Origin of the sequence: Acinetobacter sp. NIPH 2100 (assembly GCF_000369805.1) — a bacterium.
Classification (GTDB): domain Bacteria; phylum Pseudomonadota; class Gammaproteobacteria; order Pseudomonadales; family Moraxellaceae; genus Acinetobacter.
Genome location: NZ_KB850224.1, coordinates 1,845,914 through 1,858,167 on the forward strand (window position 1 = coordinate 1,845,914; position 12,254 = coordinate 1,858,167).

16 protein-coding genes are annotated in these 12,254 nt (G+C 36.0%); 9 read left to right on the top strand and 7 right to left on the bottom strand.

What is annotated here, in order from left to right:
* Position 1: 1 nt before the first annotated feature.
* A complete protein-coding gene (locus F887_RS09465; RefSeq protein WP_005293917.1) occupies positions 2 to 295 on the bottom strand; it encodes a hypothetical protein in 294 nt (97 codons plus the stop codon).
* Positions 296 to 542: 247 nt separating this feature from the next.
* Here F887_RS09465 and lpxB point away from each other — a divergent pair, with 247 nt between their 5' ends.
* A complete protein-coding gene (gene lpxB / locus F887_RS09460; RefSeq protein ID WP_005293921.1) occupies positions 543 to 1,721 on the top strand; it encodes a lipid-A-disaccharide synthase in 1,179 nt (392 codons plus the stop codon).
* 44 nt (positions 1,722 to 1,765) lie between these two features.
* Here lpxB and F887_RS09455 read toward each other — a convergent pair whose 3' ends face one another.
* On the bottom strand, positions 1,766 to 2,635 hold the full coding sequence (locus F887_RS09455; protein ID WP_005293924.1) for a DUF2797 domain-containing protein: 870 nt from the start codon (positions 2,633 to 2,635) through the stop codon (positions 1,766 to 1,768).
* A gap of 37 nt (positions 2,636 to 2,672) precedes the next feature.
* On the opposite strand from F887_RS09455, the gene F887_RS09450 reads away from it, so the two are divergent.
* Positions 2,673 to 3,134, top strand: coding sequence for a DUF6231 family protein (locus F887_RS09450; RefSeq protein WP_005293928.1), 462 nt, complete (start codon positions 2,673 to 2,675; stop codon positions 3,132 to 3,134).
* A gap of 147 nt (positions 3,135 to 3,281) precedes the next feature.
* Positions 3,282 to 3,899, top strand: a complete 618-nt coding sequence (locus tag F887_RS09445; protein WP_005188693.1) for a YidB family protein — start codon at positions 3,282 to 3,284, stop codon at positions 3,897 to 3,899.
* 60 nt (positions 3,900 to 3,959) lie between these two features.
* On the opposite strand, the gene F887_RS09440 is transcribed toward F887_RS09445, so the two are convergent.
* The 3 genes from F887_RS09440 to F887_RS09430 form a co-directional block, all read right to left on the bottom strand.
* Complete coding sequence (locus F887_RS09440) at positions 3,960 to 5,054, bottom strand: porin (RefSeq protein ID WP_005293930.1); 1,095 nt, start codon at positions 5,052 to 5,054, stop codon at positions 3,960 to 3,962.
* Positions 5,055 to 5,307: 253 nt separating this feature from the next.
* Positions 5,308 to 5,721 carry an HIT family protein gene (locus tag F887_RS09435; protein ID WP_005293933.1) on the bottom strand — a complete coding sequence of 138 codons (414 nt, stop codon included), beginning with the start codon at positions 5,719 to 5,721 and terminating at the stop codon, positions 5,308 to 5,310.
* 84 nt (positions 5,722 to 5,805) lie between these two features.
* A complete protein-coding gene (locus tag F887_RS09430; RefSeq protein WP_005152820.1) occupies positions 5,806 to 6,075 on the bottom strand; it encodes a YARHG domain-containing protein in 270 nt (89 codons plus the stop codon).
* A gap of 745 nt (positions 6,076 to 6,820) precedes the next feature.
* Between F887_RS09430 and F887_RS09425 the strand changes: the two genes are divergently transcribed.
* Together F887_RS09425 and F887_RS09420 are read left to right on the top strand one after the other, a co-directional pair.
* The gene (locus F887_RS09425) at positions 6,821 to 7,009 is read left to right on the top strand and encodes a hypothetical protein (RefSeq protein ID WP_228129823.1); all 189 of its coding nucleotides are present in this window, start codon (positions 6,821 to 6,823) and stop codon (positions 7,007 to 7,009) included.
* Between the two features lie 667 nt (positions 7,010 to 7,676).
* Entirely contained in the window at positions 7,677 to 8,258 is a 582-nt protein-coding gene (locus F887_RS09420; RefSeq protein ID WP_005293941.1) for a lysozyme, read from the top strand.
* Positions 8,259 to 8,685: 427 nt separating this feature from the next.
* Here F887_RS09420 and F887_RS09415 read toward each other — a convergent pair whose 3' ends face one another.
* A complete protein-coding gene (locus F887_RS09415; RefSeq protein WP_005293943.1) occupies positions 8,686 to 9,003 on the bottom strand; it encodes a DMT family transporter in 318 nt (105 codons plus the stop codon).
* A gap of 202 nt (positions 9,004 to 9,205) precedes the next feature.
* Positions 9,206 to 9,649, bottom strand: coding sequence for a BLUF domain-containing protein (locus F887_RS09410; RefSeq protein ID WP_005293946.1), 444 nt, complete (start codon positions 9,647 to 9,649; stop codon positions 9,206 to 9,208).
* A gap of 453 nt (positions 9,650 to 10,102) precedes the next feature.
* Between F887_RS09410 and F887_RS09405 the strand changes: the two genes are divergently transcribed.
* The 4 genes from F887_RS09405 to F887_RS09390 all read left to right on the top strand — a co-directional run bounded on the left by F887_RS09405 (position 10,103) and on the right by F887_RS09390 (position 12,183).
* Complete coding sequence (locus F887_RS09405) at positions 10,103 to 10,696, top strand: LysE family translocator (RefSeq protein ID WP_005293949.1); 594 nt, start codon at positions 10,103 to 10,105, stop codon at positions 10,694 to 10,696.
* A gap of 47 nt (positions 10,697 to 10,743) precedes the next feature.
* Positions 10,744 to 10,953, top strand: coding sequence for a hypothetical protein (locus tag F887_RS09400; RefSeq protein WP_005293953.1), 210 nt, complete (start codon positions 10,744 to 10,746; stop codon positions 10,951 to 10,953).
* Positions 10,954 to 11,282: 329 nt separating this feature from the next.
* Positions 11,283 to 11,564 carry a hypothetical protein gene (locus tag F887_RS09395; RefSeq protein ID WP_171067397.1) on the top strand — a complete coding sequence of 94 codons (282 nt, stop codon included), beginning with the start codon at positions 11,283 to 11,285 and terminating at the stop codon, positions 11,562 to 11,564.
* 64 nt (positions 11,565 to 11,628) lie between these two features.
* The gene (locus tag F887_RS09390) at positions 11,629 to 12,183 is read left to right on the top strand and encodes an isochorismatase family protein (RefSeq protein ID WP_005293959.1); all 555 of its coding nucleotides are present in this window, start codon (positions 11,629 to 11,631) and stop codon (positions 12,181 to 12,183) included.
* Positions 12,184 to 12,254 lie beyond the last annotated feature (71 nt).

The following is a 12,254-nucleotide window of genomic DNA, read 5'->3' on the forward strand; positions in this document are numbered from 1 at the left end:
TTTAATTTAAACCTACAGATAAGCCAAACAAAGCAGCTGTTAAAATCAGGCTGATCATCGTGAGTTTGAGTAATGAATTTGCACAAAAACTGATAATTATGAAGGCCAAATAAAACAGCGTCGCAATAAAGGCTGCAAGATAAACGGCTTCCGCTTTATCTAAGACAGCGGTCAATATCATGGTCAGGCTAATACTCAAATACATCATACAAAGATAGCCAAGAGCAAAGGTCAATACAAAGCGATAGAAAATGCTCAGTCGATAGACAAACGGAGTAGATGTAGATTTGGCCATAAACGGTCTTGGTGCAATAGGAGGGAGAATAAATCACACATGGAAATGATTCTTGTTAATATTAAATCTTAGCTGGATTGCAATCAATTCTTAGCTCATCGTAAATCTAGATTGAATTTTTAAAAATAAAAGTCATTTTAGATACTATTTGATGTTCACCAATCGTGAACAAATTGCATTGTTTGCTTCGATTCGGTGTAAAATCATTCTGTTAGAATCATTTAAATATTTCAGTGGGGCGTGAGTCTTGTTAAAGCAAAAACTAAAAATTGGTATCGTGGTGGGGGAAGTTTCTGGAGATACTCTAGGGGTGAAACTCATGCGCAGTTTTCGCGAACAGGGCATTGATGCTGAATTTGAAGGGATTGGCGGCCCACAAATGATTGCAGAAGGATTTCATAGCTATTATCCGATGGAAATTCTTTCGGTAATGGGGATTGTTGAAGTTCTCAAAGACTTAAAAAAACTGTTTGCTGTTCGCGATGGGTTAATTGAACGTTGGACTGAGCATCCCGTTGATATTTTTATCGGTATTGATGCACCAGATTTTAACTTACGTTTATCCAAGACCATTAAAGAAAAGAATTTACCTATAAAAACCGTGCAATATGTTAGCCCATCGGTCTGGGCTTGGCGTCAAGGCCGGGTACATGGCATTAAGCGTAGTGTTGATTTAGTTTTATGCTTATTTCCATTTGAAAAAACATTTTATGAAAATTATGAAGTACCCGCTGCATTTGTTGGGCATCCTTTGGCTAAGCAGTTACCTCTAAAAAATCCAATTACTGAGGCCAAGCATCAACTTGGGCTATCCGCGCATAAAACGCATATTGCTTTATTACCAGGAAGCCGTCGTGGTGAAATTGAACGCTTATTGCCTTTATTGACCGGGGCTGCTGAAATTCTTCACCGAAAGTATCCCAATCTGGAATTTTTAATTCCTGCGATTAATGATGCGCGTAAGCATCAGATTGAACAAGGGGTTCAAAATCTAGATGTGAGTTTAAAATCAAAAATTCATATTTTAGAAAATACAGATGCCGAGTCAAAAATTGGTCGCATCATCATGAATGCCAGTGATATTGTCGCACTTGCTTCTGGTACTGCAACGCTTGAAGCAATGCTGTTACATCGTCCAATGGTGACTTTCTATAAGTTGAATTGGCTGACATATATTATCGTTAAATTATTGGCTAAAATTCCTTACTATTCATTGCCGAATATTATTGCAGGCAAGAAAGTGATTGAAGAGTTGATCCAAGCCGATGCAACACCACAACGGTTAGCCACTGAAATTGAAAAATTAATGGACCATGAAACGGCACATATTCAAATGATGCAACATTTGAGCATGCATAAACAGCTGATTTCAGGGAATACTGAAGATCCAGTACACGCCATTCTGAATTGTCTGAATGCAGGCTAAATAAAAAAGGTGGCTTCAATGGCCACCTTTTTTATTGAAATATTTTAGGCACGAAGGATCAGTTCATAACCTGTATATTTACGGATATTGATGACACCAATATCGAGTAATAAATATTGGCCTTTAATCCCTTGCAATACACCACGAATTTTTGGTGTTTTATCTAAATTGAGCGATTTAATCTTTTCAGGATAATGCTCTACGGGATAGATAAATTCTCGCGGTGTTTCATCCTCCAAGAATTCCAAGTCTTCGTTAAATTCTAGGTTCTGACTGAATTCATCACGAATACTTTGAATTTTCGGAGCAAATTCTTCAAGAATTTGATCGCGCTGTTCAAGCAGGTTCAATGGTTCTGCTTCACCTTTGAGCAATTTGCGCCAGTCAGTTTTATCGGCAATTTGAGTGCCAATTAAGGTTTCTAAATGCCCAGACAAACGACGAGAACCGACTTTCATGATCGGTAATGCTTGCGTTGCCCCTTGATCTAACCAACGTGTTGGCATATTGACGATACGGGTAATCCCGATTTTTAAAGCACTAGAGTTGGCTAAATACACAATATGTGGCTGGAAACAAACATCATGCGCGAATTGATCTTCACGACAGGTGCCTAAATGATAATGGCAGGTTTCAGGCTTCATAATACAAAGGTCACATTCGGCTTTGGTTTTAAAGCATTTGAAACAGTGACCTTGTGAATATGACTTCGGTGTTTTTGCGCCACATGAGGTACAAAAAATATTGCCTGTCCATTCAATCTCTATTTCCTGACCTAAAACGAAGGGTAGGTCAGTTTCTGAACGATCTAATATAAATTTATATTCAACATTTGCCTTGCTTGTTGGTTGATCAGTTACACTATGCGTTTTGAGCGCTGCATGCATTTTATGACAAATGCCTTGTAGTTCCATTAATAAACTCTCATCTTTTCAATCAAGGGTTGCAGTTATGGCTGAACAAAATGTCATCACTTCTATGCTAGACGATTTATCTCAAGAACAGCCCATTCATACTGCACTTTGTATAGGTCAGCAGATTGACCAAAATGCTTCAATTCAATGGCATTATTTTAGCGTAACTGACTTTTTAAGTCTGCCATTTACGCAGCGTTATGATTTAGGTTTTGTATTATTTGATACAGATGAAATGCAAAACATCAATCAAACACAAAAAGCACAGCTCTTAGTGAAGCTACGAGACCTCATGGCAAAACGAATTGTCGTGGTCAGTAAACTGGATGATGAAAAACTCTTACGTTCGCTTGGTTTTACCCAACTCATTGATAAAACTCAACATGACCGTGATTTTGCATTATGGCAGTTTAATATTTTGACCTATAAGCATGTCCCAGATTGGTTTAACTCCAAGTTTTGGGCGAATCCAGAAAACTGGAATAAATTTCGCTGGTAAGTCCCCAATTGTTTGGTTTTTGAGTAAATACTGATTACTTGAAGATGGGTTGCAAGTTCTTGCAAAATTTAACAATTTAACTTTGTTTTGTATTTTCAAAGCAGCGTATGCTTTTCGGATAAATATTCCAAAAGGAACGTGTAGCTCATGACAGATTTAACCAACATTGTTGAAATTTTAGCAAAGCAAGCTTTAGGCGGTCAGCAACAATCAGGACAGGCGGGTGGTTTAGGTGGCATTTTAGGTTCTGTCTTAGGACAACTTGGTGGACAGCAACAAAATACGCAGAACCAACAAGGCGGTTTAGGTGGGATTTTAGGCTCAGTATTGGGCCAATTGGGTGGTGGAAATACGTCAACCCAAAGTAATGCCACGGGTGGTGGTAACACAGCACAAACCTTATTAATTGCAGTGTTACCTTTGGTTTTGGCTTGGATTCAAAAGCAAGGTGGCCTACAAGGGGCTTTGGATAAACTGAAAAATGCAGGTTTGTCGAATCAAGTGCAAAGTTGGGTAGATCCGCAACAGCAGAATGCTGCTGATGTTCCAGAACAGAACATTCAAAGTTTATTTGATGACCAAGATGTTGAGCAAGTTGCGCAGCAAACTCAAGCACCTAAACAAGCGATTTATGGTGCAATTGCTTCTGTACTACCACAAGTGATTGATTCTTTAACTCCACAAGGCAGTAGCACCAATCCTCAAGAAGCCAATCAAGATATTCAGCAAGTGTTGAATTTGGTTAGTGGTTTCTTAAAGAAATAAAACAAGCAAAAATAAAAGGGCAGATTGCCCTTTTATTTTTTGCATGACTTGAACTTCAAATTAGAAGTTGTATTCCATACCTAAACCGATGGTTGTTTTCTTATCATCTTTTACCAACCAATCACGTTTTTGTTGACCTACGATGCCGTAGAAACGTGTTTGTTTGTTGATTTGATAGTCAGCGCCTACACCATAAAGGTCTTGTTTGCGATCTTTACGACCATCAGATTCTGTCGTTGCAGAGATGTATTCTGCTTTTAACTTGATTGGTGTTGATGGAATTGTATATGCAGCAGTTACACCATATGCATCTTCTTGTAAGCCTTTATAAGACGTCACAACAGTAGGAGTACCCGCACTTGTAGATACAGTATCATCAGTTGGTTGAGCTGTTTGCCATAATGCGCCAAACACTAAACCATCAACACCTGCAGGTGTTAAGTCTAAAGAACCTGTTACACGAATAGCATCGGTATAAATATCAGATAAGCTATAAGCGCTATATTTAGATGCTACACCAAAGTTACCTGCAACAGCAGCAGCTAAACCAATGTTTTTGTTTTCATAAGTGATCGAGGTTGATACGCCGTCACCGAAACCATCGCGGCTGCCTTTTTTACCTTTAGCAGCACTGTCAGCAGCAGAAGATTCTTCACCTTGCTGGAACATGATGTTGAATGCTAAACCACCTAACAATTTCTTATCAGTTTCAAAACCAATCACATTCTTTAAGCGATCTTCACCAGCTAATACAGCTGTCATATCTAGCTCATTGTGATCGTTGAAAATATCTTGGCTATTACCAGCAGCATTTTTAAAGTAAGAATCGAATTGACCTACTTTTAAAGTACCGATACCTTCAGATTTAATACCTACATAACGGTTACGGTTGCTGAATGATTGATCGCCATCACCATCCGCATTAAATTGCCATTCGATCAAGTAAACTGCAGAAAGGTTATCCGTCAGTTTTTCTTCGCCTTTCACCCCAATACGAGAAGCGTTTGAGTTCACTTTAGTTACGCTTTCGTCTTTAAAGCCATTATTATCAATTTGGTCCAAAGTCACATTGAGCTTACCATACAATGTTGGTGCTGCTTGCGCTGCATTCATGGCTAAAGTTGCTACAGTAGCAGCAAGAAGCAATTTTTTCATTGAGATTTCTCCAAAACACTTTTTGTAAATGGCTGATGCCTTAGTTACTGTTATGAGCTTGCTTATGTACATAAAGTTACATAGCTCACTGACTTGTATGCAGTATCGGTAAACTTTGTGACAGAGAAGTGAAAGATAAATGACAGTTTGATGACGATTCATATTTGGTAATAATTATATTTCTTATTATTTTTCATTTAATTAGAAAACAAAAAAGACGGAGTAAAAACTCCGTCTTTTTAAAAATCAAAAACTAGAGTGCGGCTTTGATTTTTTCAGCTAAAGCTTGAATCTTTTCTTGATCACCCATTTTCGCAGCATGGCGACCAAGTTCATGTACTGAACTTGGAATCAAATGAAAGTGTACATGAGGTACCGTTTGCCCAGCAGCTGCACCAGACAACTGCATTAAAACTATGCCTTTAGCATCTAAAGCGGTTTCCATTGCTTTTGCAATTTTTTGAACAACTTGAATGGTATAAGCTGCTGCATCAGCAGGTAGATCCAACAAGGTCACAGCAGGTGTTTTAGGAATCACTAAAGCATGACCATCTGCTTGAGGCATAATATCCATAAAAGCGAGAACTTGATCATCTTCGTAGATTTTGATCGCAGGCAATTCGCCGCGTAGGATGCGTGCAAAAATATTTTGGTCATCGTATGCCATGATTCATCCTTTAAATAGGGCGTAAGCTTTAACTAGTGAAATGCTCAGAGTGATACGGAGCATCAAACTCCGTAAGAGGCTTGATTATTTGCAGTTCAGCTCTTTTTGGCGAGCTTTGATTTCATCAAGACGTTGTTGTTCTTTGTCTGAAAATTTTGGTTTAGTGGTGTGGCAGTTTTCATTACCAAACTTTGCTTTAGCATCTGCATCTTTGAAGCAGAAGCCCTTAGAAGCATAGATCAGGTTATAATCGTCCTGTAATTTTTTACATTCTTGTTCTGGTGTTGCAGCTTGTACACTAAAACCAGTCAGGGTAACTAAGCCCGCGAAAACTGCAACCATTAACTTATTCATGAGGTGTTCCTCTAATCAAAAAAGTATAAATCAAAGCTGTATGGAATCTATTCATATGGCACTTGATTGCTACGTATATACCAATATAAGGTTTATTAAAGAAATTTCAATGAAACTGTATAGTACGAGTGTAATTTTACTCCATAATTTATTCATATAATACAGAAAAACTTTAAATATCAATGGTTTTAATTTAACTTTATATAAAACAAGTAATTAGATTTATTGTGGTTTTCATAATTTAACTAAGTTGTACGACATCTGGTTTATGATCTAGCTATATTGTTGTTTCTCTCGTTTATAGCCAAGTTGCTGGACAAAAATAAGCTTTCATCTAAGCCAAGGATTAAGTGCTCTAGAATAGTTTATTATTTAGTTGATCTTTAGAATAATCGAGAAGTATACAGATTTTTGTTGATTTGCATCACACTTTTATCTATATTCGCTTTGTTGTTTGATAATAACTAAACAACAAGAACCTTCATTCAGCGCAAAAGAATTAAGGGGAAGCCCACTCATTAGAGTGGGCTTTTTAATTGCCAAAAAGCATTGAGATGGGTTTTGATTTTAATGAAAATAAACATATGCCATAAAAGGTTAAATGTTGCACATAATGTAAAATTGTGTAACTGGAAAAACCATTTAAACTAAACAAACTATGCATAAAATTCAATAGCTCAACTATATTGTATAAAGTTTGTAATACAATTAATTTATAAGCTCTTGAAATTGTGTTTTGGGGAACATGATGAATGATGGTTTGGGAGTTGTTGTCTTTTATATTTTGAATATACTTGGATTGGTAATTCTTGTGGTGGGTAGTGTGCTTGGGGATTTAACACTACTGTCAGTATGTATAGGTCTTATTGCTTGTGCATTCTTAATAAAATACGAGTTCAATATACCTGTTGTTTTTTGGAAAAAAGCCGAATAATTTAAAATTCTAAAAACCGTACCCATGAGTACGGTTTTTTTATGGTTGAAATTTGTCCAGTTGACATCGTAAGCGGACTAAAAGCGTGGAACTTTAAAACTGGTATATATCTACTTCATTATTGGAATGCATTTGCTCTGACTGAGATGTTGAACTAAGCGAAGAAAAAAGTAAGATTGATAAAAATTGAATGTTTGGCTGAAATGACAATTTTTTTGACGCAAAATTTGTCACAATTTTCCCACATATGTGTGATAATCGCCTCGTTTTTACGAGGAGTAGTGAAATATGGATATCTTAAAATTTTTGAAAAGCTTCCACACGACAGGGGCGTATTTAACACTCGCTACTCTGCTGCTGTTGTCTCTTATTGTATATTTTTACTTTATTAATCCAAATTAAGACGATGATTGAGTAAAACTAGCCCTGCCTTCATGTACTTTTTTAATCTTGAAAAAAGTACCGAGTATTGCTTCATAAAAGTTCAAAAAATAGTTGAGTAGACCCGGGAAAGTGGTTTTTATTGTCTAAAGAAAAGTGATATGGTTCAGAAATCTTAGTTGTTAGCTGGATGGATTGAGCGAAGGCGTCAGAGTAATCTTTGATCAACTTCATTTCATTAAGCATAATAGCTTTTAAGTGATAAAGCGGTTAGTAGGAATGATTGATGAAAGCGATATTTGATTTCTTAATAAAAATAGGCGCTTGCAAATTAATAAGAACAAAGAGACCTACTACTGATAAATTAAGCAATATTGCAACTGCAACTGATGTTACTGAAATGCTAGGTGTCGCCATTGATTCAGCAAGAATTATAAGTGTTGATGGTATTCATCTAATTACAAGCTTCGAAGACTTAAAGTTACATGCTTATGACGATGGAGTGGGTGTGTGGACCATTGGCTTTGGCACCACTGTTTATCCAAACAACATTCGAGTTAAGAAAGGGGACTCTTGTACTCTGGAACAGGCAAAGTCCTTCTTTCAGCATGATTTAAGACGATTTCAGGCTACTGTCAATGAAAATGTAAATGTTGCATTGTCTCAAAATCAATTCGATGCTCTGGTTTCTCTCACTTTTAACATCGGCCAAACAGCTTTTAAAAATTCCACACTTCTGAAAAAGCTAAACGCCAATGACTATAGTGGTGCAGCAGATCAATTCCTTGTTTGGAATAAAGGTGGAGGAAAAATTTTAAAGGGGTTAGTTCGCCGTCGTGAAGTGGAAAGAAATTTATTCTTAAATTAGATTGTGCAGTGTATACACCTTTGATCTAAGCTAGCTAAAAGCTTATTGTTTTGAGTTAACGTCCAATAAAAGTATATAAATTACTCTAGTGTGTATTTAACTTATATAGACGTCACTAAAGAATAAAATACATAAGTGTTTGTTTTTTGATCGGTTGAAGCTCAGATTATTGTTAAATTATGTGATAATTCTCTTAACTTATCAATAAATTGCGAAATATGACTATTTTGAAATTCTTGAAAAGCTTCAATACAACGGGGTTCTACTTAACACTTGCAAGCATTCTGCTAGCTACTCTTATCGTATATTTCTATTTTATTAATCCAAATTAAGCGAGAAATTTTGTAGATTGAGAAAGTAGAAGAGAGTCGTTCTTCAAAGCAATATAAAGGTCCTCAAATGAGGGCCTTTATATTGCTTTGACTCGCTAGCTGGATGTCACTTTCATCAACACAACACCAAATATGATGGAGGCAGCAGCCAAAATACGTAAAAATCCCATTGGTTCGTGCAGAATAAAGATACCAATCAGGAATGCACCAACAGCACCGATACCTACCCAAATTGTATAGGCAGTACCTAGAGGCAAAGTTTTCATAGCTACGGCGAGTAAACCAAAGCTTAAGATCATAAATACAATAGTAATAACGCTAGGGGTAAGCTTGGTAAAACCATCAGACATCTTCATTGAATATGCCCACACGATTTCAAAAATACCAGCCAAAATTAGATAAGCCCAAGCCATTTCGACACCTCTTATTAATATTTTTAGGTCGTCCTAAAGCTTGAAAAAATTGAACAAAGAGGTCGTCCTCTTCGAAAGATATATAAACACTACTCGGTAATAAGTTCAATTTCTTTTTGTTAAATTTTATCATATGTCCAACAAAGTACCTTTATCTATAGATACCTTGTTGGATAATCACTTTAGATGAAAGATAGTTTATTCACGAAACATAAGCTTGTACATCGTATTCAGGTTCACCCGCTAATACGGAAACGAATTTCTCAACCGTCTCAGCTGTGAGTAAATAAGGGTTAAATTCTTCCAGATGATACTTCATGAAAAAATCTGAAATGTTCTGATTAATAGGTGAAAATTTCATAGACCACTGTGAGAAAAATTGGTTTTCACATTGAGTGTAATAGAGGATTTCACAATTGATATGCCGTTCATCTTTCACAATTTTGTTATAAAACAAATCATCTATCGTGTGCTTTTGACCTTCTAAACATTGCACAAAATATCCATGGCCATAATATAAAACACCTCTAATATCATTGCGATAATTAAAATCAACTGCCTCATCGAGGATTTTAATCAAATCTTTTTTTAAGTTTGAGTCAATATTCTTAATTTTGCTTACGTATAAAAGTCTAACAGACTCCATCGAATATGCTCATTTTTGCAGGTTGATACCTTGTTATATAGAAAAAACAATAGTTTGTATACTTTCGTCTGTAACAGGACTCGTGAATGCTATAAATCATCACTGCCTAATAAAAGCTCTATTAGCTTGAAAAATGAAGCAGTTGACTGGTAATAATTTGCCAAAAAGGGAAGGCGTATGCACTCGAAATCTGATCTATGACTTCTGAATGGCAATACAAATTTTATCTGCACTATAATGTTGCTATCTATATGGAATTATTAATAAAATGTGATTTTAGTCACAGGTTTTTGATGGTGTGCTAAGTTTACATCTAAAATTTATATAGGTTTAAGATTATGATTTTTAATATAAAAAAATAAAATAAATATTTTTCGTTACAACCATTTTGTCGACAACTGATGATCTATTTTGCCATATTGCGTTTGCGAAACTTAGCAGAGGTATTTGTCTATGGTGTCATTTCTGTTTATTGGTCTGATCATTACGATCCTACTAACACCAGGTCCAACGAATACATTATTGGCTTCGTCTGGAATCCAAACAGGTATTAAGCGTTCACTGAAATTGATCCCTGCGGAGGTAATCGGTTATTTTATTGCCATTACAACATGGGGCTTTTTACTTGAGTCTGTTTCACACTATGTGCCTTGGCTACCACCGCTAATTAAATTACTTAGTGCAACTTTTATTATCTATTTGGCCATTAGACTATGGATTACTTCAACTAAAGAATTAGATCTAAACCAACCTTCGATTAGCTCTAAAGCTTTATTTGTAGCAACCTTGCTAAATCCCAAAGCTTTATTATTCGCTTCAGCCATTTTTCCACATACTGCTTGGCTCAACCTGCATGAATATGTTGTTCATATGGGGACGTTCCTAGCATTAATTACCCCAATTGCTTTCTTATGGATCGCGTTTGGATCTATTTTAATTTCCAACAAAATTTCTTGGCTGAATCAACGTAACTTACAACGTTCAGCAGCATTTGTTTTGACTTTCTTTGCGATGCCGCTGGCTTATTCAGCAATTTCATCGTTCTAAATTTCGTTTTGCTGTTGTATTTAAAATTTAAAAAATTGGAGTTTTTAATGAAGACTATAAAAATTAAGGTGAAGGATCAATTCGAGGCAGAAAAGATTGCAACTGCTAAAGTAAAAGCAGTGAATGATCAAGACATCCCACTGTTTAAACGCATTGAACATATTGAAGTAGAAGGTGAAATTCTTTTGCCTAACATGGATTTACTTTTTGAAAACCCTAAAAATGGGTGCATTTATCGATATGTCGAAGCTGTTTAAATTTATTTAGCTAAGAATTGATAAAACCTCCTTCGGGAGGTTTTTTTATATTCTTATAAATATTCGTTATGAGATATCGCTGTAACTATTCGCTAATTTATGTGATTTTTTTAGTATTAATAAATAAATGATGAGTCGCAATTAAATCGGGGTTATGGATCACAGCTTGTGCATCCATAGACCATGAAAATACCAATAAACTACCAATCGTTTCTGAGCATGAAGCGATCGATAAATTCTAAAAGAAAGGCAAGTAAAAGGATTTATTTTAATGACTTAACTTAAACCATTTGGTAAATTAAACATACTAATAATAAATGGCTTATAAAATGAAATACATCATTATTGGAATAATTTTAGTTTTAATATCAACAACTACATTGCCTAGAGAAACAAATTCAATGCGCTCCTCCTACGAGCTTGTTAATGTAGGGGACAGTGAAAGTGATTTGCTCAGAAAAATGGGAAAAACTTACCCAAGATATTTCATTCATAAAGAAGGCCGTCGCTCCTGTGATGCGACAGAATATGTTTATGAAATTGATATGCAGATATATTCCGTTTTGGTTTGTAATGGGAAGATTTTTAAAATTGATGTGAATGCGAAATGATCAAAACTTAGATATCTGATTACCATTTGGTTCTAAGGAGAAGGTCATCTCGACTCAGCTTAATATGGTCGATGCACTGATTGTTGTAGATGTACAAAATGCTTTTGTATCAGGTGCAGAAGCTGTACCTACATCACAGCAATTGATTGCGTCAATCAATATTTTACTCGCTAAAGTAAGATCTGCTAATTCGCTTGTCATCTTTCTACAAAATGATGGAGAGTTAGGTTGTTTAGATGAGCCTTATCAATTTGGTTGGGAGTTATTTTTTCCTCCACAGCCAAATGAGTTTGTGGTGCGAAAAAGTGAAGATAATGGTTTTAAGGGAACATTACTTCAACATATCTTGAATGATCATCATGTTAAGTCTTTAATAATATGTGGTGTTCTATCAGAAATGTGTGTTGCTGCGACTGCGCGTGCAGCTTTGGAGCTTGGTTTTAATGTGTTATTAGCACATGATGCGCATGCAACTTATGATGCGCATGCAACTTATGATGTGCCAGCAGGACCAGGATCGGAAGGTGTACCTGCTGCTATGGCGGCCAGAGCAGCGGAATGGTCACTTGGAGATGAAATTATCATTTGTGCATCGGTGAATGAGGTTAGTTTTATTTAGTAAGAGAAAAATGTCTCATGCTGAATTTCCAGATTCAAAAAAGAATAAAAAGCCGTAGCTAACAAGCTCAT